29 protein-coding genes are annotated in these 24,381 nt (G+C 69.6%); 12 read left to right on the top strand and 17 right to left on the bottom strand.

Annotated elements, in window-relative coordinates; all coding sequences use genetic code 11:
* Positions 1 to 120: 120 nt before the first annotated feature.
* Entirely contained in the window at positions 121 to 909 is a 789-nt protein-coding gene (locus ACWFR3_RS33480; protein WP_453738436.1) for an HAD family hydrolase, read from the bottom strand.
* On the bottom strand, positions 858 to 1,772 hold the full coding sequence (locus tag ACWFR3_RS33475; RefSeq protein ID WP_453738435.1) for a GntR family transcriptional regulator: 915 nt from the start codon (positions 1,770 to 1,772) through the stop codon (positions 858 to 860). Before ACWFR3_RS33475 ends, ACWFR3_RS33480 begins: the two co-directional genes overlap by 52 nt.
* 110 nt (positions 1,773 to 1,882) lie before the next feature.
* On the opposite strand from ACWFR3_RS33475, the gene ACWFR3_RS33470 reads away from it, so the two are divergent.
* Positions 1,883 to 2,071 carry a hypothetical protein gene (locus tag ACWFR3_RS33470; RefSeq protein ID WP_453738434.1) on the top strand — a complete coding sequence of 63 codons (189 nt, stop codon included), beginning with the start codon at positions 1,883 to 1,885 and terminating at the stop codon, positions 2,069 to 2,071.
* A 49-nt stretch (positions 2,072 to 2,120) separates the two neighbouring features.
* On the opposite strand, the gene ACWFR3_RS33465 is transcribed toward ACWFR3_RS33470, so the two are convergent.
* Positions 2,121 to 2,996 carry a FadR/GntR family transcriptional regulator gene (locus ACWFR3_RS33465; RefSeq protein WP_453738465.1) on the bottom strand — a complete coding sequence of 292 codons (876 nt, stop codon included), beginning with the start codon at positions 2,994 to 2,996 and terminating at the stop codon, positions 2,121 to 2,123.
* A gap of 254 nt (positions 2,997 to 3,250) precedes the next feature.
* Between ACWFR3_RS33465 and ACWFR3_RS33460 the strand changes: the two genes are divergently transcribed.
* Positions 3,251 to 3,436, top strand: a complete 186-nt coding sequence (locus tag ACWFR3_RS33460) for a hypothetical protein (protein WP_453738433.1) — start codon at positions 3,251 to 3,253, stop codon at positions 3,434 to 3,436.
* Positions 3,437 to 3,548: 112 nt separating this feature from the next.
* Here ACWFR3_RS33460 and ACWFR3_RS33455 read toward each other — a convergent pair whose 3' ends face one another.
* Complete coding sequence (locus tag ACWFR3_RS33455; protein ID WP_453738432.1) at positions 3,549 to 4,526, bottom strand: asparaginase; 978 nt, start codon at positions 4,524 to 4,526, stop codon at positions 3,549 to 3,551.
* 60 nt (positions 4,527 to 4,586) lie between these two features.
* Positions 4,587 to 5,219 carry an RsiG family protein gene (locus ACWFR3_RS33450; RefSeq protein WP_453738431.1) on the bottom strand — a complete coding sequence of 211 codons (633 nt, stop codon included), beginning with the start codon at positions 5,217 to 5,219 and terminating at the stop codon, positions 4,587 to 4,589.
* Between the two features lie 177 nt (positions 5,220 to 5,396).
* On the opposite strand from ACWFR3_RS33450, the gene dtd reads away from it, so the two are divergent.
* Positions 5,397 to 5,834, top strand: a complete 438-nt coding sequence (dtd, locus tag ACWFR3_RS33445) for a D-aminoacyl-tRNA deacylase (RefSeq protein WP_453738430.1) — start codon at positions 5,397 to 5,399, stop codon at positions 5,832 to 5,834.
* 135 nt (positions 5,835 to 5,969) lie between these two features.
* Here dtd and ygfZ read toward each other — a convergent pair whose 3' ends face one another.
* The 3 genes from ygfZ to ACWFR3_RS33430 are packed head-to-tail and all read right to left on the bottom strand — an operon-like array spanning position 5,970 to position 8,029.
* A complete protein-coding gene (gene ygfZ, locus ACWFR3_RS33440; protein ID WP_453738429.1) occupies positions 5,970 to 6,935 on the bottom strand; it encodes a CAF17-like 4Fe-4S cluster assembly/insertion protein YgfZ in 966 nt (321 codons plus the stop codon).
* 34 nt (positions 6,936 to 6,969) lie between these two features.
* On the bottom strand, positions 6,970 to 7,425 hold the full coding sequence (locus ACWFR3_RS33435; RefSeq protein WP_453738428.1) for a Fur family transcriptional regulator: 456 nt from the start codon (positions 7,423 to 7,425) through the stop codon (positions 6,970 to 6,972).
* A 31-nt stretch (positions 7,426 to 7,456) separates the two neighbouring features.
* The gene (locus ACWFR3_RS33430) at positions 7,457 to 8,029 is read right to left on the bottom strand and encodes an FABP family protein (protein ID WP_361200562.1); all 573 of its coding nucleotides are present in this window, start codon (positions 8,027 to 8,029) and stop codon (positions 7,457 to 7,459) included.
* Positions 8,030 to 8,301: 272 nt separating this feature from the next.
* Here ACWFR3_RS33430 and ACWFR3_RS33425 point away from each other — a divergent pair, with 272 nt between their 5' ends.
* Together ACWFR3_RS33425 and ACWFR3_RS33420 are read left to right on the top strand one after the other, a co-directional pair.
* Positions 8,302 to 8,664, top strand: coding sequence for a DsrE family protein (locus tag ACWFR3_RS33425; protein ID WP_453738427.1), 363 nt, complete (start codon positions 8,302 to 8,304; stop codon positions 8,662 to 8,664).
* 37 nt (positions 8,665 to 8,701) lie between these two features.
* Positions 8,702 to 8,959: a DUF3099 domain-containing protein gene (locus ACWFR3_RS33420; RefSeq protein ID WP_453738426.1), complete on the top strand. Its 258-nt coding sequence runs from the start codon at positions 8,702 to 8,704 to the stop codon at positions 8,957 to 8,959.
* Positions 8,960 to 9,061: 102 nt separating this feature from the next.
* Here ACWFR3_RS33420 and ACWFR3_RS33415 read toward each other — a convergent pair whose 3' ends face one another.
* From ACWFR3_RS33415 to ACWFR3_RS33385, 7 genes are all read right to left on the bottom strand, one after another.
* On the bottom strand, positions 9,062 to 9,349 hold the full coding sequence (locus ACWFR3_RS33415) for a DUF1416 domain-containing protein (RefSeq protein WP_160505842.1): 288 nt from the start codon (positions 9,347 to 9,349) through the stop codon (positions 9,062 to 9,064).
* 44 nt (positions 9,350 to 9,393) lie between these two features.
* Entirely contained in the window at positions 9,394 to 10,239 is an 846-nt protein-coding gene (locus ACWFR3_RS33410) for a sulfurtransferase (RefSeq protein ID WP_383324783.1), read from the bottom strand.
* 159 nt (positions 10,240 to 10,398) lie between these two features.
* Positions 10,399 to 10,479, bottom strand: a complete 81-nt coding sequence (locus ACWFR3_RS33405) for a putative leader peptide (protein WP_351007875.1) — start codon at positions 10,477 to 10,479, stop codon at positions 10,399 to 10,401.
* A 207-nt stretch (positions 10,480 to 10,686) separates the two neighbouring features.
* The gene (locus ACWFR3_RS33400; RefSeq protein ID WP_453738425.1) at positions 10,687 to 11,436 is read right to left on the bottom strand and encodes an LmeA family phospholipid-binding protein; all 750 of its coding nucleotides are present in this window, start codon (positions 11,434 to 11,436) and stop codon (positions 10,687 to 10,689) included.
* 124 nt (positions 11,437 to 11,560) lie between these two features.
* Positions 11,561 to 12,820: a hypothetical protein gene (locus tag ACWFR3_RS33395; RefSeq protein WP_453738424.1), complete on the bottom strand. Its 1,260-nt coding sequence runs from the start codon at positions 12,818 to 12,820 to the stop codon at positions 11,561 to 11,563.
* A gap of 8 nt (positions 12,821 to 12,828) precedes the next feature.
* Positions 12,829 to 13,083: a MoaD/ThiS family protein gene (locus ACWFR3_RS33390; RefSeq protein ID WP_249589116.1), complete on the bottom strand. Its 255-nt coding sequence runs from the start codon at positions 13,081 to 13,083 to the stop codon at positions 12,829 to 12,831.
* The gene (locus ACWFR3_RS33385; RefSeq protein ID WP_453738423.1) at positions 13,083 to 14,006 is read right to left on the bottom strand and encodes an alpha/beta hydrolase; all 924 of its coding nucleotides are present in this window, start codon (positions 14,004 to 14,006) and stop codon (positions 13,083 to 13,085) included. Before ACWFR3_RS33385 ends, ACWFR3_RS33390 begins: the two co-directional genes overlap by 1 nt.
* Positions 14,007 to 14,280: 274 nt before the next feature.
* Between ACWFR3_RS33385 and ACWFR3_RS33380 the strand changes: the two genes are divergently transcribed.
* The 6 genes from ACWFR3_RS33380 to ACWFR3_RS33355 all read left to right on the top strand — a co-directional run bounded on the left by ACWFR3_RS33380 (position 14,281) and on the right by ACWFR3_RS33355 (position 19,804).
* A complete protein-coding gene (locus ACWFR3_RS33380; protein WP_453738422.1) occupies positions 14,281 to 15,093 on the top strand; it encodes a response regulator transcription factor in 813 nt (270 codons plus the stop codon).
* A gap of 23 nt (positions 15,094 to 15,116) precedes the next feature.
* Positions 15,117 to 16,139, top strand: coding sequence for a LacI family DNA-binding transcriptional regulator (locus ACWFR3_RS33375; RefSeq protein WP_453738421.1), 1,023 nt, complete (start codon positions 15,117 to 15,119; stop codon positions 16,137 to 16,139).
* Positions 16,140 to 16,322: 183 nt separating this feature from the next.
* On the top strand, positions 16,323 to 17,324 hold the full coding sequence (locus ACWFR3_RS33370) for a S1C family serine protease (protein WP_453738420.1): 1,002 nt from the start codon (positions 16,323 to 16,325) through the stop codon (positions 17,322 to 17,324).
* Between the two features lie 42 nt (positions 17,325 to 17,366).
* Positions 17,367 to 17,591 carry a hypothetical protein gene (locus tag ACWFR3_RS33365; protein ID WP_453738419.1) on the top strand — a complete coding sequence of 75 codons (225 nt, stop codon included), beginning with the start codon at positions 17,367 to 17,369 and terminating at the stop codon, positions 17,589 to 17,591.
* A 66-nt stretch (positions 17,592 to 17,657) separates the two neighbouring features.
* Positions 17,658 to 18,395, top strand: a complete 738-nt coding sequence (locus ACWFR3_RS33360; RefSeq protein WP_453738418.1) for a response regulator transcription factor — start codon at positions 17,658 to 17,660, stop codon at positions 18,393 to 18,395.
* Entirely contained in the window at positions 18,392 to 19,804 is a 1,413-nt protein-coding gene (locus ACWFR3_RS33355; RefSeq protein ID WP_453738417.1) for a sensor histidine kinase, read from the top strand. The genes ACWFR3_RS33360 and ACWFR3_RS33355 overlap by 4 nt, the downstream gene beginning before the upstream one ends.
* Before the next feature lie 18 nt (positions 19,805 to 19,822).
* On the opposite strand, the gene ACWFR3_RS33350 is transcribed toward ACWFR3_RS33355, so the two are convergent.
* Entirely contained in the window at positions 19,823 to 21,154 is a 1,332-nt protein-coding gene (locus ACWFR3_RS33350) for an LmeA family phospholipid-binding protein (protein WP_453738416.1), read from the bottom strand.
* A 128-nt stretch (positions 21,155 to 21,282) separates the two neighbouring features.
* Positions 21,283 to 23,103, bottom strand: a complete 1,821-nt coding sequence (locus ACWFR3_RS33345) for a bifunctional metallophosphatase/5'-nucleotidase (RefSeq protein WP_453738415.1) — start codon at positions 23,101 to 23,103, stop codon at positions 21,283 to 21,285.
* 307 nt (positions 23,104 to 23,410) lie between these two features.
* Here ACWFR3_RS33345 and mshD point away from each other — a divergent pair, with 307 nt between their 5' ends.
* A complete protein-coding gene (gene mshD / locus ACWFR3_RS33340; protein WP_453738414.1) occupies positions 23,411 to 24,334 on the top strand; it encodes a mycothiol synthase in 924 nt (307 codons plus the stop codon).
* Positions 24,335 to 24,381: the final 47 nt, after the last annotated feature.

The raw sequence follows: 24,381 nt of genomic DNA, 5'->3' as shown, positions 1-24,381 counted from the left end.
CGAGGTAGGCGCCACTCCTTGGGGGCGTGACGTTCGACGATCTTCCGACCTGCACCGCCGCTCACGGCTCACGGCTCACGGGTTCGCGGGATGTTTCCAGCAGGAGATGAACCGGGCGGTTCAGACCCGGCCGCGCACCACCTTCAGCAGCGGTTCCAGCGAATGCACCACGCAAGCCGCCCCCGCATCCTTAAGCCGCTTCGCCTTTTCCTCGTTGCGCGCGTAGCCCAAGAAGCCCACTCCTGCCTGCTCGGCCGCCGCGAAGTCCGTGGGGGTGTCGCCGATCATCAGGGCCGCCGAGGGGTCCGCGCCCATCGCGCCGAGGGCGCGGTTGAGGCAGTGCGGGTGTGGCTTGAGGAGGTGGAGGTCCTGGGTGCGGCCGTAGACGTGCGGGGCGAAGCAGTGGCTCAGGCCACGGCTTTCCAGGTAACTGGTCGCTGCCAGGGGTGAGTTGTTCGTGGTCACGGCGAGGCGGGAGCCCGTGGCGTGCCACGTCATGATCAGCGGGTCCGCGTACGGGGTGGGCCACGCGGAGGCCACTGCTTTCAGCTCCTGCTGGGTCAGCCGTTCCTCGAGCTTGGCCACCAGATCGCTGCCGGGTTGCCTGCGGTCGACCGCGCGCAGGACGGCATGGGGGTCGGGCTGCGCCCGCTCCTCCGTGGTCAGCAACCCCCGCAGCCCCCGCCCCTCCAGCCACCGCACCTGATCGGCAGCGATCCGCTCCGCCGAGTGCCTGGCGAACAGCCGGCAGATGGGTCCGTCGAAGTCGAAGAGTACGTAGCGGGCCCGACCGATCAGTTGCCGCAGTTTTTCGGTCTCTTCTGCCATCCGCTCAGTCTGCGTCGTATCAGAAGTCACTAAGAGAGTGTCAGCTCCGTCGCGATGGTTGCCCAGAGTGCGTCGAACCATTTCTGGGACTCCTCGACGAACGCGGTGTCCCTCGGGGCCGTGTCCTTCTCGAAGGAGAACAGGGGCGACTTCAGTCCGGACGCGTCGAACGCTTCCATCTCCGCGCTGCCGAAGTCCAGCATGCTGCGCTCGATCGTGTAGTAGGCGAGCAGCGCCTCCCGCTCGTTCAGGAGGTACAGCTTCACCGGCGGCGTGAACGGCAGCGCGCGGAACGACACGTCGACGTCGATGCCGTGCGAGACGCGCAGGGCCCGCAGATTGTGGCGCAGGACCTGGCCCTGGGCGTTGCGCTGCGCCAGCCAGCGCTGGTGGACCCGGCCCCCGTCGTCCTGGCCCCCGGTCGGCTGGGGGAAGGCGAGCGTGATGTCGCTGCTGGGCAGCAGGATGCGTACGTCGATGGATTCGGGGCGGATGCGCCCCTCGTGGATGAGACGCACCGGCTCCCCCAGCGCGATCATCAGCGTCTCCGCCGTGTACGACACCACGTCTATCCGCACCCGTGGCTGCGAGAACGCCGACGCGAGGCGTGGCGCGAGGCCGACCATCGACGCCTGCGGCTCCGCGCTCGCCGCAGTCGGCTCCTGTGGTTCCGCCGCGATGCGCGGCGGGCTGCCCTTGCTGACATTGGCCAGCAGTCCGTCGCCCTGCAGCGTCTTCAGCGCCTGGCGCACCGCCCCCCGCTCCACGCCGAATTCCTCCGCGAGCACCGCCTGCGTGGGGAGCCGGTCGCCGGGCCTGAGGTCGCCGGAGCGGATGCGGTCGCGGAGTTGGTCCGCGATGTGCTGGGGAGTGAGCTTTCTGCCGTCTCTGCTGCCATTCACTGCAACGTTCTCCTGGGTCACGACAAGACGATACAACTCCATGCCATCTCAGGGCAGTTGTCGTGAAGTTGTTTATGCCGAGTGACCAAGTGGGGACAACTTAAGTGAAGTTGGTTGCCAACTCATCCGAGGTGGCAGAAGGGGGAACCATCATGGACGTCCTCACCCTCCTCGCGACCGTGCTCGCCCTCACCTTCGAGCAGTTCGCGCACTGGCAGTACGGGATCACGGGCCTGATCGGGCTGCTGTTGCTGGCCGTCGGAATCCGGGTGAAGAGCCACACCTGCAGCTCCATCGGCGCGGTCGTTCTCGCGCTGATGATGACCGGCCCCGCGATCTGATCCGGCCGCGATCTGATCCGTCCAGGATCCGAGCCAGCCAGGATCTGGTCTAGCCGTGGGCCAGCTCCAGGTCCTGGCTGATCGTGTCCCAGAGCGCGTCGAACCACAGCTGGGACTGCTCCACGAACGTCGTGTCCCGCAGCCCGTCGCCCTGCCGGAAGGGGAAGAGCATCGACTGCGCGCCCTGGGCGTCGTACATCTCCAGGTACTCGTGGTCGATCTCCTCGCTCTGCCTGGTGAGCGTGTAGTACGCGAAGAGCGCCTCGGAGCCGTTGAGCAGGTACAACTTCACCGGCGGCGTGAACGGCAGCGCACGGAACGAGACCTGTACGTCGATGCCGTGCGAGCCCCGCAGCGCGAGGAGGTTGTGGCGAAGGACCTGCCCCTGCGCGTTGCGCTGGTCCAGCCAGCGCCGGTGCACGTGGCCCCCCTCGTCGCCCCCGCTGTCCACCGGCGTGGGAAAGGCGAGGTCGATGCTGCGGCTCGGCAGCAGCACCCGGACGGTGACTTTGGCCGGATTTCGCAGCCCCGCGTGAATCTGGCGGAGCGGTTCGCCGATCGCCATCGTGAGCGAGACGGAGGTGAGGCAGAGGGCGTCGATCTCCACGTCCGGAGCCTCGAACGCGGCGGCGATGCGCGGCGCGAGGCCGACCATGGTGGGCTGCGGCGTGACACCGACGGGGCCGGACAACCCCTGCTTCGGGGTCTCGGCGACCGTGGCAGGGCTCCCCTTGGACACATTGGCCAGCAGGTTCTCGCCCTGCAGCGTGCGCAACGCCTCACGTATGGCACCGCGCTCGACGCCGAACTCGTCCGCCAACTCGGCCTGCGTGGGCATGCGTTGACCCGGCCGCAGCGTCCCGGACCTGATCCGGTCGCGCAGCTCGTCGGCCACCTCATGGTGAGACCTGTGCGGCCTCTTCATCCCGTTCACGGGCGCAGGTTCCGGGCTCACAACCAAACCGTACAACTTCGCGCCATCTTTGGGGAGTTGCTCGGAAGTTGCTCGGAAGGTGGTTATAAATCGAGCCACTGCGGAGATAACTCAGGTGAAGTTGGTAGCCAACTTAGGCAGCCTGGCAGGAACCCCGAGGGGTTGGCCGCCAGCCGTTGTCCATCGGACGGCCACCGACCTGAGGGGACGAGGGCCCGGCCCTCGCCCGCGAAAGGGGGAACGTCATGCCGCTCATCGCCATCGCCATCGCCGCCCTCGCCATCGGATTCGAGCAGCTCGTCCAGTGGAAGTACGGACCGATGGGCATCGTCGCCTTCGTCCTGCTGACGGTGGGCATCAAGGCCAAGAGCACCAAGATCAGCGGAATCGGAGCAGCGATCCTCATCCTGCTCCTGGCCCAGTCGGGCTGACAGAGCTGGTTGACCGGGTTCCCATCCGGAGGGGAGCCGGGAGCCCGGTCAGCCTTACCGCTCCGGGGCTCCGGGGGTGCGGACGAGCCCCCCGGAGCCCCGGGACCACGGATCAGAACGCCGCCCGGATCTCCCCCACCTCAAAAGCGCCGCCGAGCAGCGGCGAGCGCCCGACGCGGGTGAGTATCTCCGCCTCCACGCCCGCCAGCTGCAGCACCCGCGCGAGGACCGGGCCCAGCGCCCGCAGCCCGCCGTCGTCCACCTTGAAGGCCAGCGCACGGCCGTCCGGCAGCGCGAACGCCTGGACCGCCTCCGCGCCCATCTTGGAGAGGGCGCCGGGGATCTCCCGCATCAGCCACGTGTCGGGCCTGCGCGTGCCGGCCACGTACTCCGGGTGGGCCCGCATCGCGTCCGCGACCCTGCGTTCCGCCGAGCCCTCGGGGGCCAGGACGAAGTGACGGAAGGCGCGGGCCAGGCCCGTCAGCGAGATCGCCATCAGGGGCGCCCCGCAGCCGTCCGTGCCGACGGCCGCCACCCGCTCCCCCGCCGCTTCCTCGACCACTTGCAGGATCAGCTGCTGGAGGGGGTGCTGCGGGTCCAGGTAGGAGTCCTTGGGCCAGCCGTTGAGCTCGCACACCGCGAGCATCGACGTGTGCTTCCCCGAGCAGTTCATCGTTACCCGGTCACGAACGGCACCCGCTGCCAAATATGACTCGGCCTCGACCGCATCCAGCGGGAGGTCCGGCGGGCACTGCAGATCCGCCGCCGTCAGGCCGCGCTCGGCCAGCATCTTCTGTACGAGGTCCCGGTGGAACATCTCCCCGGAGTGGCTCGCCGCCGTCAGCGCCAGGCGCTCGCCCGCCAGGTCGAGCCCCGCCCGCAGCACCGCCGCCGCCTGCATCGGCTTGTTGGCCGACCTCGGGAAGACGGGGGCACTCACGTCTCCCATGGCCAGCTCCACGCTGCCGTCCGCCGCGAGCAGCACCAGGCTTCCCCTGTGACGGCCCTCGACGAAGCCCGAACGTACGACCTCGGCGAGGACCGGGGATATGGCGGGGGTGGACACGGACTCGGCGGACGTCGAGGTCATCTTCGGCCTTCCGGGGCGGGGGTGGCGTGAGCGCCCCCCGCGCCGGCCGGGGTCACCGGGTCACGCGAGCAGGTCGTCCACTTGTGCTTCGCCTTCACGGTACCTGCGGGCGATCTCCGCGCTGCAATCGTCCGCCGTACGCTGCAGCTGCTGGCGGCGCCGGGAAACCTGCTGTTCGTAGCGGGTGAGGCGCCCCATGGCCGTGTGCAGCTCGTCGTCCGTACGGGCGTCCAGGTCGGAGAGCGCGACCTCGGCGAGCATCTCCGTGGCAAGCAGGCCGTACTCCGCGCTGTGCGGCGTGCCCAGCGTCACATGGCGGGCCGACGAGCGGTGCCGGGCGGGGCCGTCCGTGAGGATCTCGGAGAGCCGGAGCACCAGCGGCCCCTCAGGACCCGGCGCCGCCGGGTCCCTGCGGCGGGCGACCTCGGCCCGCAGGATGTCGATCCGCCCCTGCAGGAGGCGCCGGACGTAGCTCAGGTCCGCCTCGTTCTGCTGGGCGTCCCTGCGCAGCTCCCGCAGCTCCCGCAGGAGCAGCGCGGCCAGGTCGCGCTCGGGCTGCTCGGCGAGCAGCCCGGTGCTGCCCGTGCGCTGCACGGGCGGACGCGGCACGTTCGTACCGTTCGTACGCCGCGCGGCGCTCATGTGGGTCAGCGACACAGATCCGGGCGGCTGCCCCGTACTTGGTGTGCTCATGTGGCTCTACCGTCCCCTCGACCGGCGCGGTACACCGCGTGTGAGCATGGTGCCACCCCGAGTGGCCGCTATGTGAGCGAGTGCCCCCAATCGGCCCCAGATGGGGGGTTCAGGACAGCCTCACGGGCGGCGCATCCGGCGCCATCGCGACCGTACGGAGCAGGCATGATGGGCCATATGCGTGCTGTGGTGCAGAGAGTGGACGGAGCGAGCGTCGTCGTCGAGGGCCAGGACGGTGCCGAGACGGTCGGCGAGATCACCGGCGAGGGGCTGTGCGTCCTGGTCGGCGTGACCCACGAGGACACCAAGGAGAAAGCGGCCCAACTGGCCCGCAAGCTGTGGTCCGTTCGGATGCTGGCCGACGAGAAGTCCTGCTCCGACATCGACGCGCCCCTGCTGGTCATCAGCCAGTTCACGCTGTACGGCGACGCGAGGAAGGGCCGCAGGCCTACCTGGAACGCGGCCGCGCCCGGCGATGTGGCGGAGCCCCTGGTGGACGAGGTGGTCGCCCAACTGCGGTCGCTCGGCGCGACGGTGGCCTGCGGCCGCTTTGGCGCACAGATGCGGGTGTCGCTGACGAACGACGGGCCGTTCACCGTGCTGCTGGAGATGTGACGGGCCAGAGACTGAACCGCCTCTTCGCGGCGGAGGTCTCCCGCCCGCCCGATTACCCGGAGTAATCGGGCGGGTGGGCGGGAAAAATCGCCGCGAAGCGGCGGCCAGAACACCGCCAAAGGCCAGCCGCCAAGGCTACGGCTCGACCACGACCTCCTGCGAAGCCGCCACCGACCCCGCGAGCAGCCCCGCGTCCAGCGGCACGTTCCGCTTCACCAGGGCGAGCGCGATCGGGCCCAGCTCGTGGTGGCGTACCGCAGTGGTGATGAAGCCCAGCTTCCGGCCCTCCTCGCCCTCCGAGGCGAGGCGCAGCTCCGTACCGGCAACCGGCAGGTGCACCTCGCTGCCGTCCAGGTGGAGGAAGACCAGGCGGCGCGGGGGCTTGCCCAGGTTCTGGACGCGGGCGACCGTCTCCTGGCCGCGGTAGCAGCCCTTCTGCAGATGCACCGCCGTGCCGATCCAGCCCAGCTCGTGCGGGATCGTGCGGTGGTCCGTCTCGAAGCCGAGCCGCGGCCGGTGCTCCTCCACGCGCAGCGCCTCATAGGCGAGGATGCCGACCGCCGGGCCGTTCTCCTCGGCGTACGCCTCAAGGGACGTACGCGGCAGGAACAGGTCACGGCCGTGGGCCGTCTCGCGTACGACGACGCCGTCCGGGACCGGGGCGATCGAACCGGCCGGCAGATGCACGACCGCGAACTCGTCCGTACGGTCGGCGACTTCGACCCGGTTGAAGAACTTCATGCTCTCCAGGTACGCGACAAGGGCGTCCTGCGTGCCGGGCTCGACGTGCGCCCACACCGTCTCGCCGTCGTCGACGAGATAGAGGGCGTGCTCGATGTGACCGTTCGCGGAGAGGATCAGCGCCTCGGTGGCCTGGCCGACGGGCAGCTCCGTCACGTGCTGCGTGAGCAGCAGGTGCAGCCAGCTCAGCCGGTCGGGTCCTGAGACGGTGACGACGCCGCGGTGCGAGAGGTCGACGAAACCGCTTCCGTCCGCGAGCGCGCGCTGCTCACGGAACAGATCGCCGTAGTGGGCGGCGACGCCTTCGTCCACACCCTCGGCGGGGACGGCGCCGGGCAGGGACAGGAGGGGGCTCTTCATGTTCACCCACACTACGACCCGGTAGCGGGCGTTCTTATTCCTCGCTGCCCTTACTGTCCCCGGCGGCCTTGCGGGAGCAGTCCTCGCACCGCCCGAAGATCGCGAAGTGCTTCAGATCCGTGTCGAAGCCGAACGTGTCCCGCAGCTTCGCGGTGAAGTCCGCCGCCACCGAGACATCCGCCTCGATGACGTTCGTGCAGTCCCTGCACACCAGGTGGATGTGGTGGTGGCGGTCCGCGAGGTGGTACGTCGGCGCACCGTGCCCCAGATGGGCATGGCTGACCAGACCGAGCTCCTCCAGGAGCTCAAGGGTGCGGTACACCGTGGAAATGTTGACCCCCGACGCCGTCTTCCGCACTTCGCAGAGGATGTCGTCGGGGGTCGCGTGCTCAAGGGTGTCGACGGCTTCGAGTACGAGCTGACGCTGCGGCGTCAGCCGGTAGCCGCGCTGTCGCAGGTCGCTCTTCCAGTCGAAGTCGGTGCTCGCCACACAGGCAGTCTAGGCCAGTGGGGGAAACGGCCTACTTGAAGAAGGCGATGCCGTCGTCCGGCAGGTCGCCCAGGTTCCTCGCCATCTCGGCGACGTCCTCGGGCGATACGACCTTCTTCAGCTGCGCCGACATGTACGGACGCAGCGGCACCTCGGGGGTCTGCTTCTCGCCGACCCACATCAGGTCGCCCTTCACGTACCCGTACAGACGCTTGCCGCCGGTGTACGGGCCAGAGGCCGCCGTACGGGCGACCGCGTCCGTGACGATGTCGATCTGCGGCTTCTGGTCGGCGAGCTCGCCGTACCAGACCTCGACGACGCCGTCGTCGCGGACCATCACGGTCTCGACCTTGCGGTCCTTGTCGATGCGCCAGAAGCCCGACTCGGACTCCAGCGGCTTGACCTTGTTGCCCTCGGCGTCGAGCACCCACGTGTGCGAGTGGTACTCGATGAAGTCCCGCCCGTCGTGGGAGAAGGACACTTCCTGGCCGAAGTTCGCCTTCTCGGCGCCGGGGAAGTCGGTGACTCCCGCGCCGGCCCAGTTGCCGAGGAGCCACACGAGGGGCACGAGGTCGGGGTGCAGGTCGGACGGAATCTCGATCATGGGATGCTCAGGCGATCTCTAGGTGGCGTACGGGACGTACGGGGCTCAGCGCTGACCCTGGTACAGCTTCTTCACGGACAGTCCGGCGAAGGCGAGAACGCCGACGCAGACCAGAACCAGCAGGGCGGAGAAGAAGGCCTCAAGCACGGGGTGCTCCTCGGTGAGCTATCGGGGCAGGTATCAGAGCCGCTCCCACTGTAGTCGTGCGCGCCCCGCCGCTCGCTGCGAGGTGGCCTTACGAGTGACCGCGTGGATGGCCATACGATGCCGCCATGGCGAAGAAGCTCGTGATCAAGGTGACCGCAGGGGCCGACGCCCCCGAGCGCTGCTCGCAGGCGTTCACGGTGGCGGCGGTGGCCGTGGCCAGCGGTGTCGAGGTCTCCCTCTGGCTGACCGGCGAGTCGGCGTGGTTCGCGCTGCCGGGCCGCGCGGCGGAGTTCGACCTGCCGCACGCGGCACCGCTCCCCGACCTGATCGACTCGATCCTGGCCGCGGGCACGATCACCCTCTGCACACAGTGCGCGGCGCGCCGCGAGATCACCGAGAAGGACGTGCTCGACGGAGTACGGATCGCGGGCGCGCAGGTATTCGTGCAGGAAGCGATGACGGACGGCACCCAGGCACTCGTCTACTGATACTGACGGCGCCCGCCCGCAGCCGTACGCTGGAAATATGTTCGCGCGACGACGCCATGCGTACTTCGCCATGATGGGCACGTGCATCGCCCTCTTCGTCCTGGCGTGGGGCGTCGTGCGGCTCTGGTCCATTCCCGTCGCCGTCGGCATGTGCGTCGTGGCGATGGTGATCCCGCCCCTGGCAGCCATCGTGGCGAACCGCCGGGGCCCGGAGGACCGCTGGTGGGACGACCCGTCGGGCGACGCGAAGTCCGACGAATGGTGGGACGAACTGGACGGCAAACACCGCCGCTAGCCCCAACCACTGCGGATAGCCGAAGGACCGCACCCCGTATTAGTGGCGTCCAACCCCCTGGGGTGCGGCCCTTCAGCCGTCAGTGATCCGCGGTCGCAGTCGTCAGACGGCGATCGCGACCTCCGCCAGGCCGCCCGTCTGGGCCACGACCGTGCGGTCGGCCGTGCCGCCCGGGATCAGGGCGCGCAGGGTCCACGTGCCCTCGGCCGCGTAGAAGCGGAACTGGCCGGTTGCCGAGGTCGGGACCTCGGCGGTGAACTCGCCGGTCGAGTCGAGCAGGCGCACGTAGCCGCTGACGGGCTCGCCGTCGCGGGTCACCTGGCCCTGGATGGTGGTCTCGCCGGGCTTGATCGTCGAGGCGTCGGGTCCGCCGGCCTTCGCTCCACACATATGCGTTCGTCCTTAGCTGGTCACTGCGGGGGTCGGGAAGAGGGTTACTTGTTGGCGCCGAGCTCGATCGGCACGCCGACGAGGGAGCCGTACTCGGTCCAGGAGCCGTCGTAGTTCTTGACGTTGGTCTGGCCGAGCAGCTCGTGCAGGACGAACCAGGTCAGGGCCGAACGCTCACCGATGCGGCAGTAGGCGATGGTGTCCTTGGCCAGGTCGACCTGCTCGTCCTCGTAGAGGGCCTTGAGCTCGTCGTCCGACTTGAAGGTGCCGTCGTCGTTGGCGTTCTTCGACCACGGGATGTTGCGCGCGGACGGGACGTGGCCCGGACGCTGCGACTGCTCCTGCGGCAGGTGCGCGGGGGCGAGCAGCTTGCCGCTGAACTCGTCGGGCGAGCGCACGTCGACCAGGTTCTGCGCGCCGATCGCGGAGACGACGTCGTCGCGGAAGGCGCGGATCGAGGTGTCCTGGGGCTTGGCCTTGTACGAGGTGGCCGGGCGGCTCGGGACCTCGGAGCCGTCGACCAGGTCGCGGGAGTCGAGCTCCCACTTCTTGCGGCCGCCGTCGAGGAGCTTCACGTCCTGGTGGCCGTAGAGCTTGAAGTACCAGAAGGCGTAGGACGCGAACCAGTTGTTGTTGCCGCCGTAGAGGACGACGGTGGTGTCGTTCGCGATGCCCTTGCCGGACAGGAGCTTCTCGAAGCCCTCCTGGTCGACGAAGTCGCGGCGGACCGGGTCCTGGAGGTCGTCGGTCCAGTCGATGCGGATCGCGTTCTTGATGTGGTTCTTGTCGTACGCGGAGGTGTCTTCGTCGACCTCGACGATGGCAACCTTCGGGTCGTCGATGTGGGCCTCGACCCAGTCGGCGTCTACCAGGACGTCGCTGCGGCTCATACTTCTTCTCCTCCGGGGCAGTTGCGGCGGGGCTTTGGTGCTGTGCGAGGGGTACGTGCCGGGTACGAAAAGTGATTGCGCGGTGGCGCGGCGTACTCGGCACGGGGTGGCCCTGACGAGGGTCAACGGGCCGGGGGATACGGGAGTCGGAGCTCCCGCTCAGAAGGTGCGACAGAGCATGGCGGCGACGCGGCACAGGTCTACTGCCCGCCGCTTCGTGAGGTCCGCCTGTCGCTGCATGCGTCCGATCGTAAGGACGCAAGGGCGGCCGTGTCACCGGGGTGTCGGATTATGAGACGCGATCATCCACGATGTGGGATCGGTGAAGGGTTGGTTGAACGGCGAAGCCGTCCGTGCGGGGGCGGGGGGCGGTTTTCGCCTCTGCCACATCCATCGCGCGGACGGCTTTGTCTCGTACTGCGGAACGCCTCTGTTCCGAGGCCGCCCTCAGCCCGCGAGCTTCACGTTCGTGCCCTTGACCGAGATCTCCACGCCGTCCTTGGCCGGCTCCACCTCGTCGATCTTGATGCCGCCCGGCAGCCCGGTGACCTTCTCCTCGAAGTCGGTCACGTCACGGACCATGCCCTCGGGGAGCGGAATGGACACGCCCATGACCTCGAACTTCTTCGGGATCTCGTCGGCGTTCACCTTGATCGTGTCGCCCTCGACCCTGACCGAGCTCATGACGTGCACCGGCTTCGGCAGCTTCGCGCCGCCCTTGCTGACCTCGACCTCGACCTTGATCTTGTTGCCGCCGCCGTCCGAGAGCCCGACCACCTTGCCGGTGGCGCCGAGCGGCAGCTCCACCGGCTCGCCCTGCGCCTGCTTGAGCAGCTCGGCGTACGAGATCAGGGCCGTGCCGGTGGCCGTCTCGGCGGTGGCGGAGCTGTAGTCGCCGGAGAACTCGACGCCCTCCATCCGGGCGTTCAGGTCGGCGATGCGGATCTTGTCGGAGCCGGAGGTGGCGTCGTAGTCCTCGATGCCGATCTCGACGTCGTCGAGCGTGCCCCCCGCGACCTGGGTCAGGAAGGGAAAGCCCTTGATGGAGACGTCGGGCGTCTCGCTGAGCCCTTCGCTGGTACGCAGCTTCTCCGCCGCCTCGTCCTCCGCGAAGCCGACCGCCAGACGGTCGGCGGCCACGAACAGGCCCCCCAGGATGACGACGAGGATCAGAAGTATTCGTACGGCGCGCTTCATGTCCGGTGTTCCCCCACCTTGTCCCCCGACAACTGTCGTTTGCCGTGAGCCTAAAGGACAGGTCCCCGGCGGGAGCGCCCGGCCGGGGACCTGTCGATCAGCTGTGACGATCAGCGCGCGCCGGTCAGCCGATGGCCCGTCCCAGGAGGTAGACGGCCGGGGCCGCCGCCGCGAGCGGCAGTGCCACGCCCGCCGTCATGTGCACGAAGCGGGACGGATAGTCGTAGCTGGCGACCCGGTGGCCGATCAGTGCGCAGACACCGGCGCCGAGGCCGAGCAGCGCGCCCTTGCTGCCGAAGTCCGTCATGCCGCCGACGGCGATTCCGGCGCCGGCGGCCGCGAGCAGCGCGACGACGACGGATGCGGGCGTCGGCAGGGGCAGCGCGCGGGCGATCACGGCGACCGCGACGGCGATGCCGCCCACCGTCACGGCGTCGTCCGATGCCGCGAGGTGCCCGGTCGCGATGATCGCGAGGGCGGACGAGGCGACGGTCGCCATGAGACCGGCCATCCGCTCGTCGGCGGAGGCGCGGCTGCGCAGCTGCAGGACGAGCACGAGCAGCACCCAGACGCCCAGGGTGCCGAGGATCGCGGCGGGCGCGTTCTCCTTGCCGGTGGCGAGCAGCGCGATGTCGGCGACGACACCGCCCAGGAAGGCGAGCGCGATGCCCTGCCGTGCGGGCCACATCCCGTTGAGCCGGAACCATCCGGCGGCGGTGACGGCCTGCAGCAGGATCAGCGGTACGAGGAGTGCGTACTGCCCGACGGCGGCGGTCCCGGCGAGCAGCAGTCCGAGGACGGCGGTCAGCGCGGCGGGCTGGATCCCCGGCTCTATGATCGGCGACCGCCCCTCGGCACGGGCGCGCTGGGCGTCGGTGACGCGGGCGTTGCCGGTGGTGGTGGCGGGGCCGTAGGTGGCGGGGTCCGGTTCTTCCGCACCGGCCATGGGCGCGCGGCCCGCGGGGGACGGCTGGGCATGGCCATGCTCGCCGGAGCCGCCGGGTTCGGCGTGCCGGCCGGGGGACGCGTCGTAGGAGTCCCCGTACCCCTGCGGGGGCAGATACGCGGTCTCCGTCACGTCCACCACGGGCGAGGGCTGAACCTGCGTGTCCCAGGTCTGCCCCTCCCACTGCTGGGTGTAGGAGTCCTGGGCGTACGGCTGCTGCGGCTGAGGCTGCGGCTGCGGCGCCTGCTGCTGCTCGGGCGGGTAGGGCTGCTGCTGCGGGTACTGGTACTGCTGCTGGGCGTACTGCTGCTGCGGCTGCGGCACCTGCTGCTGCTCGGGCCGGTAAGGCTGCTGCGCCTGCTGCTGCTCAGGGGGATATTGCTGCCGGTAGGGGTCGTAGTCCCCGTACCCGTACCCCTCATAACGCGGATCGCTCATATCGCTGCTCACCCTCCTGCGAACGGCGGGAGCACCTCGACCGTGCCGCCCTCGGCCAGCCGTACCGTCTCATGCCCGCGGGTACCCACGGGGTCGCCGTCGATGAGGAACGAGCATCGCTGCAGTACACGGACCAGCTCACCGGGGTGTCGCTCGCGCGCCGCGTCGAGTGCCTCGGCGAGCGTCGTCGCAGCGTACGGCTCCTCCGCGACGCCTGCGGCTGCTTTGGCCGCGGCCCAGTAACGAATGGTGCCGTTCACCATCACAGCTCCTCTCCTTCGGCGGACGCCGACCTTTCGACGGACGCCGACCCTTCGACGGACGCCGACCGTTCGGCGTTTGCCGACGTCCATGATGCCGTGGCCCACTCGGCGATCCGACCGAGCAGTGCGTCGTCCGCCGCGTTCTCCGCGTGCCCCATCCCCGCCTCAAGCCAGAGCTCGGCCCCGCCCGCCGCGGCGGCGGCCAGCATCCGGGGGTGGTCCACCGGGAAGTACGGGTCCCGGTCCCCGTGCACGATGAGCAGCGGCGTGGGCGCGATCAGCGGGACCGATTCCACCGGCGAGAGCGGGACGGGGTCCCACTCGTGCGGGTGGATTCGGGTGCGCAGGCCGACCCGGCCCACCACACGCCCCATGGGCCGCGTCACCACCCAGTGCAGCCGCCGCATCGGCGCCGTCCCCCGGTAGAACCAACGGGCAGGAGCGCTTACGGCGACCACCGCGTCAACCCGCGCTTCCGTGCGCCCCCCATGCGCGGCACCGGCAAGGGCCGCGTGCCGGAGCACCACGGAGCCGCCCATCGAGAAACCCACGGTCACCACGCGCGTATGGCCGAAGGACCGCGCCCACTCCACCGCTGCCGCCAGATCGAGCACCTCGCGGTCGCCGACCGTGGAGAGCCCGCCGGACGCCCCGTGCCCCCGAAAAGAGAACGTGATCACGGCCGCACGCTGCGCGAAGACACCGGCCGCGCGGCGTACGTGCGGCCGGTCGACGCCGCCCGTGAAGCCGTGCGCGAGCACGATCGCGAGCTCGCACGCCGGGTCGGGACCGGGCTCGTACGCCGCCTCGACGGCGACTCCGTCCTGTGTACGGAGCGTTGCGCGGCGTTGAACGCGGGGCGGAGTCCGCGTGATCGGTGGCACAGAAGATCCCGCCGCTTGGCCTGCCGAACCGGAAGTCATGTGGGTTATTCTCCTTGGCAGAGGATCCGGGCAGCGAAGCCCCCGGGTCCTTTCGTGCTTTCAGGAGGCTCGTGGCGGTCTCACATTGCGGACTCGCCCACGAAGCCGAAGGACCGCACGTGGAGGGTCCGGGGCGCGGGCCCTCCACCGCAGGAAACAGCAGGATCAGTACGAAGCAGTGCCGTAAACGTCCTCGCAGGGACCGAGGAGGAACCGACGTTATGGGCGAGCGAACCGTGCACTACCGCAAGACGAACCGGGCAGGTGAGCGGCGATGAGTTCTCTGCTGCTCCTCACGAATGCCCTTCAGCCGTCGACGGAGGTGCTTCCCGCTCTCGGCCTGCTGCTGCACAACGTGCGGGTCGCCCCCGCCGAGGGACCGGCCCTCGTCGACACCCCTGGTGCCGACGTCATCCTGATCGACGGCCGCCGTGACCTGCCTCAGGTCCGCAGCCTCTGCCAGCTCCTCCGCTCCACGGGACCCGGCTGTCCGCTGGTCCTCGTCGTCACGGAGGGCGGCCTCGCGGCCGTCACCGCCGACTGGGGCATCGACGACGTACTTCTCGACACGGCAGGTCCTGCCGAGGTCGAGGCGCGCCTCCGGCTCGCGATGGGCCGGCAGTCGATCACCGCCGACGACTCCCCCATGGAGATCCGCAACGGCGATCTCTCCGTGGACGAGGCGACGTACAGCGCGAAGCTGAAGGGCCGGGTCCTCGACCTGACCTTCAAGGAGTTCGAGCTCATCAAGTACCTCGCGCAGCACCCCGGGCGCGTCTTCACGCGGGCCCAGCTGCTGCAGGAGGTCTGGGGCTACGACTACTTCGGCGGAACGCGCACGGTCGACGTACACGTGCGACGCCTTCGCGCGAAGCTCGGTGTCGAGCACGAGTCGCTCATCGGCACCGTCCGGAATGTCGGCTATCGCTTCGTGACGCCGGAGAAGGTCGAACGTGCGGCCGACGAGGCGAAGGCGAAGGCGGCTACTCCGCCGGCCGAGGGCGAGCACCGGGAGATCCCGAAGCGGGAGACGGCACCCGCCGCGATCGTGCCGAAGGAAGCTGTCGTACGCCCTGCCCAGCGGTAGTTCCATCCGCGTAGACTCCGCGCGTGGCCAAGGTGACTCGGGATGACGTTGCACGACTTGCGGGTACTTCCACCGCCGTCGTCAGCTACGTCATCAACAACGGACCTAGGCCGGTTGCCCCGGCCACGCGCGAGCGTGTACTCGCCGCGATCAAAGAGCTGGGGTACCGGCCCGACCGGGTCGCCCAGGCCATGGCGTCGCGGCGGACCGACCTCATAGGCATGATCGTGCCGGACGCCCGGCAGCCGTTCTTCGCGGAGATGACGCATGCCGTGGAGCAGGCGGCCTCCGAACGCGGAAAAATGGTGCTCGTCGGCAACACGGACTACGTGGACGAGCGCGAGGCCCACTATCTGCGGGCGTTCCTCGGCATGCGCGTCTCCGGGCTCATCCTGGTCAGCCACGGTCTGACGGATCAGGCCGCCGCCGAGATCGACGCGTGGGACGCGCGGGTCGTGCTCCTTCACGAGCGGCCCGAGGCGATCGACGACGTCGCCGTCGTCACGGACGACCTCGGCGGCGCCCAGCTGGCCACCCGGCACCTCCTCGAACACGGCCATGAGTACGTGGCGTGTGTCGGCGGCACCGCCGAGACCCCGACCGTCGGCGACCCCGTCTCCGACCACGTCGAGGGGTGGCGGCGGGCCATGCAGGAGGCCGGACGGTCGGTGGAGGGGCGGCTCTTCGAGGCTCCGTACAACCGCTACGACGCGTATCAGATGGCGCTGAAGCTCCTTGCCCGCCCCGATCGGCCGACGGCCGTCTTCTGCTCGACCGATGACCAGGCGATCGGTGTGCTGCGGGCCGCGCGGGAGCTTCGTATCGACGTGCCGGGGCAGTTGGCCGTCGCCGGGTTCGACGACGTCAAGGAGGCGGGGCTCACGGACCCGCCGCTGACGACTGTGGCGTCGGACAGACCCGCGATGGCGCGGGCGGCGGTGGATCTTGTCCTGGACGACGGGCTCCGGGTCGCCGGGTCGCGCCGGGAACGGTTGAAGCTGTTTCCGTCGCGCCTTGTGGTGCGGCAGTCCTGCGGCTGCAGCTGACCCTTATTGCACCGGTACCCACCGATGGCGGGCCCAGCAGTGGGGCAGATGCGGGGTAATCGGGTGGGTGGGCGGGAAAGATTCGCCGCGAAGCGGCGGCTTTATATGGGGCATACGCACTTCTATTGGCGTTCTCAGGGCGTACTCAGCCGCCTCTCATGAACGCCCAGCAGCCTAGATCCCATGACAAACAGCGGCGAGTACCCCCAGCAGCAGTCGTCAGCGCCTGTGCACCACGGCGGTACGCAGGGCGCGTACCCGCCCCCGCCCGCTTACGCACCGGAGGAGCCGCACAAGCATCGGCGCCGGGCGCGGGGCCCCCTGGCCCTCCTCGCCGCCGTAGCCATCGCGGCAGCGGCAGTCGGCGGCGGCACCGCCTACGCCTTCCAGGAGCTGACCGGCAAGGACGGCACGTCGAGCAGCGCCACCAACACGAACGTCGTGCCCACCAGCCAGAAGGGCACCGTCTCCGGTGTCGCCGAGGCGGTCAGCCCGAGCATCGTGGAGATCAGCGCGAAGTCGGACTCCGGTGAGGCAACCGGCTCCGGCGTGATCATCACGGGCGACGGCGAGATCATCACCAACAACCACGTGATCTCCGGCGCCACGTCGGTCAAGGTGACGACGAACGACGGGAAGTCGTACGACGCCAAGGTCGTCGGCACCGACAGCAAGAAGGACCTGGCGCTGATCAAGCTCCAGGACGCCTCCGGACTCAAGGCCGCGAGCCTCGGCAACTCCGACAACGTCAAGATCGGTGACGACGTCGTGGCGATCGGCTCCCCCGAGGGCCTGACCGGCACCGTCACCAGCGGCATCATCTCCGCCCTCGACCGCGACGTCACCGTGTCCACGGACGAGGACCAGGGACAGCAGCAACAGCAGGGCGGCGGCGGCTGGCCGTTCGAGTACGGCGGCGAGCAGTTCAACGGCGACACCGGGTCGTCGAAGACCACGTACAAGGCCCTGCAGACGGACGCCTCGCTCAACCCGGGCAACTCCGGCGGCGCGCTCATCGACATGAACGGCAACATCATCGGCATCAACTCCGCGATGTACTCGCCCAGTTCCTCCTCGCAGAGCGCCCAGTCGAGCTCCTCCGGCAGCGTCGGCCTCGGTTTCTCCATCCCGATAAACACGGTCAAGGCCGACCTCGACACCCTGCGGGCCGGCTCGACCGACTGACCCCGACCACTCTCCCGGAACCCGGAACACCTGGAGGCCGCCATGCCCGGACCACTGATCACCGTCAACCGCGCCCGGCACGCCCTCGCCGCCACCATCGGGTGGGGCAGCCTGCCCGACACCGATCCGGCGGGGCTCGGCCTCCCGCTCTCCGTCGCCGGGGAACTGCACGGCGCCTCCGCGACCCGTGCCCCCGAGGTCGCCACGGCCCGGACAGCGTCCCGGCCCGCCGCACGCCGCAAGCCCCGCGCGCGCGTGCGAGGCTGATACCGGCCCCGTCCGACCCGCGCTTGGGCGCGTACCCGGACCCGTACTCAAGGAAGTCACAAGCCGATGAGCCCCGCCGAAGGCGAGCAGCAGCAGCGCATCCTGATCGTCGACGACGAACCCGCGGTGCGGGAGGCGCTGCAGCGCAGTCTCGCCTTCGAGGGGTACGGCACGGAGGTCGCCGTCGACGGCGCCGACGCGCTCGAAAAAGCAGCGGCCTACCGCCCCGACCTCGTCGTCCTCGACATCCAGATGCCCCGCATGGACGGCCTCACCGCCGCGCGCAGGCTGCGTTCGACCGGCTCCCTGACGCCCATCCTGATGCTCACCGCGCGCGACACCGTCGGTGACCGGGTCACCGGGCTCGACGCGGGCGCCGACGACTATCTGGTCAAGCCGTTCGAGCTCGACGAGCTCTTCGCCCGCATCCGGGCCCTGCTGCGGCGCAGCTCGTACGCGGCCACCGCGGGGCAGGCCGAGGAAGGCGACACGCTCGCCTTCGGTGACCTGCGGATGGACCTCGCGACACGTGAGGTCACTCGCGGGGCGCGCACGGTGGAGCTGACCCGCACGGAGTTCACCCTCCTTGAGATGTTCCTCGCGCACCCGCGCCAGGTGCTCACGCGGGAGCAGATCCTGAAGGCGGTCTGGGGCTTCGACTTCGAGCCGTCCTCCAACTCCCTCGACGTGTACGTCATGTACCTGCGCCGCAAGACGGAGGCGGGGGGCGAGCCGCGCCTCGTTCATACGGTGCGGGGTGTGGGGTATGTGCTGCGGCCGGGGGCTGGCGGGGGCGCCGAGTGAGCGGGTTCTTCCAGCGGTACCGTTCGATGCCGTTGCGCTCGCGGCTCGCGCTGCTCGTGGCGTGTGCGGTGGCCCTGGCGGTGGCGGCCGTCGCGGTGTCGTGCTGGCTCCTCACCCGCTCGCAACTGCGGGACCAGATGGACGACTCCCTGCGCAGCCTCAACGTCGGTGGTCCCTACCTCACGGACACAATCTCCCCCTGCCGAGACACGCACAGCTCCCCCAACGACAAGACGGCGCCCGGCACCACGACGGTTTTCGTGCAGGTCGTGCAGCTGGACGGCACGCGCTGCGTGGGACGCGGCTCCACACCCGTCGTGGTGGAGGGAACTGATCTGCAGGTGGCGCAGGGGATGCGGGAGCAGACCCTGCACGACGGCGAAACCGACGACGGCGAGTCGGTACGCGTCCTGACCCAGGTGCAGGGCGACCTCACGGTGTCCCTGTCCCGCCCGCTCTCCGAGGTCAATACCCCCCTGAACAAGCTCGCGCTGCTGCTCGCCGCGGCGGCCGGCATCGGCGTACTAGGCGCAGGCGCCGCCGGTCTCTGGGTGGCCCGGACCGGGCTTCGCCCGGTCGATGAGCTCACCGCGGCCGTGGAGCACGTGGCCCGTACCGAGGATCTGGACCTCCGCATCCCGGCGGAGGGCGACGACGAGATCGCCCGGCTCTCCCGCTCCTTCAACTCCATGACCGCATCGCTCGCCTCGTCCCGCGACCTCCAGCAGCAGCTCATCGCCGACGCGGGGCACGAGCTCCGTACCCCCCTCACCTCGCTCCGTACGAACATCGAGCTGCTCGCCCGCAGCGAGGAGACCGGGCGGGCCATCCCGCCCGACGACCGCAAGGCCCTGCTCGCCTCCGTCACGGCACAGATGACCGAACTCGCCTCGCTGATCGGCGACTTGCAGGAGCTTTCGCGTACGGACAGCGGTATGGGCGGGAAAGTGCAGGTCATCGCCCTGCACGAGGTGGTGGAGACCGCCCTGGAGCGGGCGCGCCTCCGCGGCCCCGAGCTGACGTTCGCCGCGGACCTCGCCCCCTGGTACGTACGCGCCGAGCCCGCGGCCCTGGAGCGGGCCATCGTGAACGTCCTGGACAACGCGGTGAAGTTCGGGCCACCCGGCTCCGCGGTCGAGGTGGCCCTGAAGGACGGCGCACTGACCGTACGCGATCACGGCCCCGGCATCCCCGCCGACGAGCTCCCGCACGTCTTCGACCGGTTCTGGCGTTCCCCCTCGGCCCGCAGTCTCCCCGGATCGGGCCTCGGCCTGTCGATCGTGGCCCGCACCGTGCACCAGTCGGGCGGCGAGGTGGCGCTGTGGCCCGCCGAGGACGACGGCGGCGGAACGGTGGCGACGGTCCGTCTGCCGGGGGCTCCGACCCCGCCCCCCGCCACCACCGCGTAACCCCACCGCGTAACCCCGCTACTTGCCGATGCTCAGCCCGGTCCCCGTGAGCCGCACCCGGATCCCGTCCTTCTGCACGTTCACGTCCTTCAGCCACACGTGCCCGTCACCCGGCAGCTTCGGCAGCTGGAAGGCGAGCGTGAGGCGGTCGGCGAGTACGGGGCGGGTGAGCTGGGAGAGGCCCTTGAGCAGCGCCGGGTCCAGGCCGAGCTTCTTCAGGAGCTCGGGGTGGCCCATCGCGACGTCGATGAGGTTGAGGCCCATCACGTCGTTGATGAAGCGCGGGGAGCCGACGAGTTCGTTCAGCTTGGTGTCGCTCTTCAGGGCGCCGCTGATCACGGAGTCCGAAACGCCGAGCCGCTTGACGATCGACGGCACGGAGAGCAGCGCCTTCGCCTTGGCCGTCTCCTTGGCGAGGCGGTCGGCCGAGCTCTTGCTGAGGTGCAGGCCCTCGGACTCGCGGGTGCCGGGCCGGTAGGTGGCCAGGTCGCCGATCTGCAGGCTCATCCTGCCGATGTCGGTGGAGATGCCGCGGTCGCCGTTGCGCTCGATGCGGGCGTCGGCGCGCAGCTTCAGGTCGTGGCCGGCGACGGGCAGCGTGCCGCGCGCGAGCACCTGGTCGTGGCCGTGGCCGCTGAAGGTGACCTGCGATGCGCCCAGTTCACGGTTGAGGTCGTCGAAGGAGAGCATCACCTCGCCGTTCATCTCGCTGATGAGGGCGCCCTTGATGTCGGTGGGCCCGTCACCGGTGATCTTCACGTCGGTGCCGGTGGCGGAGACCTGGGCGAGCGAGATCCGGTCGGCGGCGACGTCCGGGACGGTGACCTTGACCTTGTCCACGCGCTTGTCGAGGACCTGGGTCAGGAAGGGGAAGCCCTCGATGTCGACCTCGGGAGCCGCGCTCAGGTGCATGGAGTCCTTGAGCTTGTCCGCGGCCTCGTGCTCGGCGTAGAGCAGGGCCCAGCGGTCGCCGAGCGCGAGGAAGGCGGCGAGTACGACGAGGGCGACGACGGCCTTCGCGGCGAGCGGCAGCCCGGCGAACCGGGTACGGCGGCGGCCTCGGCCGCGGTTGCCGCGGCGGTGGTTCGGCGGCTGCCAGGGGGCGTCCGACTTGCCCGCCTCATCCTCGTCGTCCGTCTCGTGGAGGAACTGCTCCAGCGGGTTCGGCGTCGCGAGGGCGGCGAGTTCGTCGTACGGGTTGAGCGGGGCGGTGGTCTCTACCGCCTCGTACGGCGCTGCGGTTGCCTCTGCAGTTGCTTCTGGGGGAACCGATTCGGCGTGCCAACCATCAGACGGATGAGCCTGGTTGTGATCGGGCGGAAGCGTGGCTATGCGGTGGGGGGAACGCATCAGCTGATTTCACCATACGTTCACACCCCACCCCAAGCCTTACGCCCAGTAACGACCGATTTCAGCCGCTTACTCTGTGGCGCTGTTAACGCGTCGTTCACTTCACGACGGTCACTTCACGATGATGGTCACTTCACGATGGTGATCCGGTCCGCCTTCGGGGGCGCGATCGGCTTGTCCGCCGTGGAGTTGGCCGTCAGGTAGTCGTTGAGCGCCTTCAGGTCGTCGCCGCCGACCAGCGGCTTCGCGCCCTTGCCGAGCTCGGCGAAGCCGTCGCCGCCGCCCGCCAGGAAGGAGTTCATCGCCACACGGTACGTGGCGGCCGGGTCGATCGCCGAACCGCCGAGCTTGATCGAGTCCGTCACGACACGATCGGCGCCGGACTTCGTCATGTCGAGCGTGTACGTCAGGCCGTCCGAGATCTGCAGAATCTTCGGGGATGCCTCGTTCGACCCGCTGACCTGCTGCTTGAGCCCGGTGATCAGCTGCGCGCCGGTCAGATCGACCAGATTGACGGTGTTGCTGAACGGCTGCACGGTGAAGCCCTCGCCGTACGTCACGACTCCGTCGCCCTCACTCCCGCTCGCCTTGAAGACGAGGTCGGAGCGGATGCCGCCGGGGTTCATCAGCGCCAGATCCGTCTCGGGGTCGAGCGACTTGCCGTGCGCGAGCTGCGCGTCCGCGATCAGGTCGCCGAGCGGCGCTTCGGGGACTCCGGCGCCACGGCCGGGGATGTCGGCGGAGATGTAGCCGACCGGCTTGTTGGCGACCGGCGCGGCCAGCTTGTCCCAGCGGGAGATGAGCGAGGTCATGTCGGGGGCCTTCGCCTGCTCCCGGCTGACCACGTGGTTCGCGGACTTCACGCTCGTACGGACGATGTCCTTGGTCTTGCGGTCGTACGTGAGCGTCGTGTCCGTGTAGAGCTTCCCGAAGGAGGAGGCGGAGGTGACCATGCGGGGCTTGCCCGAGGGGTCCGGGATGGTGCAGACGTACGCGTTGTGCGTGTGGCCGGTGACCAGGGCGTCGACCTTGGGCGTGATGCCCTTGGCGATGGTGGTGATGGGGCCCGAGATGCCGTCGCCCGCGCCCGGCGAGTCACAGTTGTAGTTGTAGGTCTGCGACGCGGGGACGCCGCCCTCGTGGATGAGCGTGACGATCGACTTCACGCCCTGCTTGTCGAGGATCTTCGCGTACTTGTTGACCGTCTCGATCTCGTCGTGGAACTTGAGCCCCTTGACGCCGTCGGCGGAGACGATGTCGGGCGTGCCCTCAAGCGTCACGCCGATGAAGCCGACCTTGACGCCCTTGTGCTTCCACACCCAGTACGGCTTGAGGACGGGCTTGTCCGTCTTCTCGTCGGTCACGTTGGCCGCGAGGTAGGGGTAGTCCGCCCCCTTGAACTTCTTGCCCTTCTCGAAGCAGCCGTCCTTGGGGTGACAGCCACCCTTCTGCATGCGGGCCAGCTCCTTGGCCCCCTCGTCGAACTCGTGGTTGCCGACGCTGGTGACGTCGAGGCCGAGCTTGTTCATCGCCTCGACGGTCGGCTCGTCGTGGAACAGGCCGGAGAGCAGCGGGCTCGCCCCTATGAGGTCACCGGCCGCCGCCGTGACGCTGTAGGGGTTGCCCTTGCGGGCGGTACGGAGCGACGTGGCGAGGTACTCGGCGCCGCCCGCGTCGATCTTCTTCTCGGTCCCGTCGGGCTGCTCCTCCGTGACCTGGCCGGACGATCCCGCCGGGGGCTGCAGATTGCCGTGGAAGTCGTTGAAGGACAGCAGCTGCACGTCGACGGTGCGCTTCTTGCCCGCCGCACCCGCCTTGCCCGCATGGTCCTGCCCCGCGTTCGCGGGCAGCGCGGCGACCAGCGCGCCGAGCGTGGCGAGACCGGCAGCGGCGGCGAGCACCCGGGTGGCGCGGCGTCTTGGCCGACGTGGCTGAGGTGTGGCTGGCACGTGTCCCCCTGGGAGAGGTATGAGACGACTGAGGGTGTGAAACTCCGTGCGCAGCCTAAGGTCAACGCGCGTAGCGCGACAGGGGGTTACGGGTTACGAGGTGGTTGCCATCGGGGTCACTGCCGACCCCGCCGGGAAATCGATTACGGCGTACGGAAGCGAAGGTGACCGGCGGCGGCGCGAGGAGCGCACACGCCGTGGTGCGCTCCTCTGCGGGCCGGGGGTAGGTCAGTGATGTGCTCACCCGCGAGCCGTCAGCACGACCGTCATCTGCTCCCCGAGCGGTCGCCGCCGTACCCTCGACTCCATGACTGACGAGCAGCAGCCTCCCGCCTCCCTGCGGCAGATCGACACGGTCGCCGCCCTCACCTCCGACCAGGCCGACGCCGTGCTCGGGCTCATCACGGAAGCCGCCCGCACGGACGGCCAGCAGGCCGTGTCCGAGCAGGGACGGCTGCAGCTGCGCGGCGGGGCGCGGGACGGGGTGCGGCATCTGCTGCTCACCGTGGGCAGCGAGCTCATCGGGTACGCGCAGCTGGAGGACACCGACCCCATCGAGGCTCCCGCCGCCGAGCTCGTCGTACACCCCGCGCACCGGGGTCGCGGGCACGGCAGGGCGCTCGGCACCGCGCTGCTCGGCGAGTCCGGCCGCCGGCTGCGGATCTGGGCGCACGGCGGGCACTCGGCGGCGCGGCACCTGGCCCAGGTGCTCGGGCTCACTCTCTTCCGCGAACTGCGCCAGATGCGGCGATCGTTGGGCGACCTGGATCTGCCCGAGCCCGTCCTGCCCGAAGGCGTTTCCGTACGCGCCTTCGTCCCCGGCCAGGACGACGCGGCCTGGCTCGCGGTGAACGCCGACGCCTTCGCCCACCACCCCGAGCAGGGCTCCCTCACCCAGCGCGACCTGGACGACCGCAAGGCCGAGCCGTGGTTCGACCCGGCGGGCTTCTTCCTCGCGGAGAAGGACGGCGAGCTGGTCGGCTTCCACTGGACCAAGGTGCACGCGGACGAGGGCCTCGGCGAGGTGTACGTCCTCGGGGTGCGGTCGGGCGCGCAGGGCGGCGGCCTCGGCAAGGCCCTGACGACCATCGGCCTGAACCACCTGGCGCAGGCGGGTCTGCCGACGGCGATGCTGTACGTGGACGCGGACAACAAGGCCGCGGTGAGCGTGTACGAGCGGCTCGGGTTCATCACGCACGAGACGGACCTGATGTACCGGACCGAGTCCTGAGCGACGTACGAAGAGAGGAAGGGCGCGGTGTTCCCCCGGGGGACCAC

The sequence above is a fragment of the Streptomyces sp. NPDC055189 genome (assembly GCF_053606765.1).
Note: the sequence above shows the minus strand (reverse complement) of the source record. Positions and strands in the feature narration are given on the sequence as shown.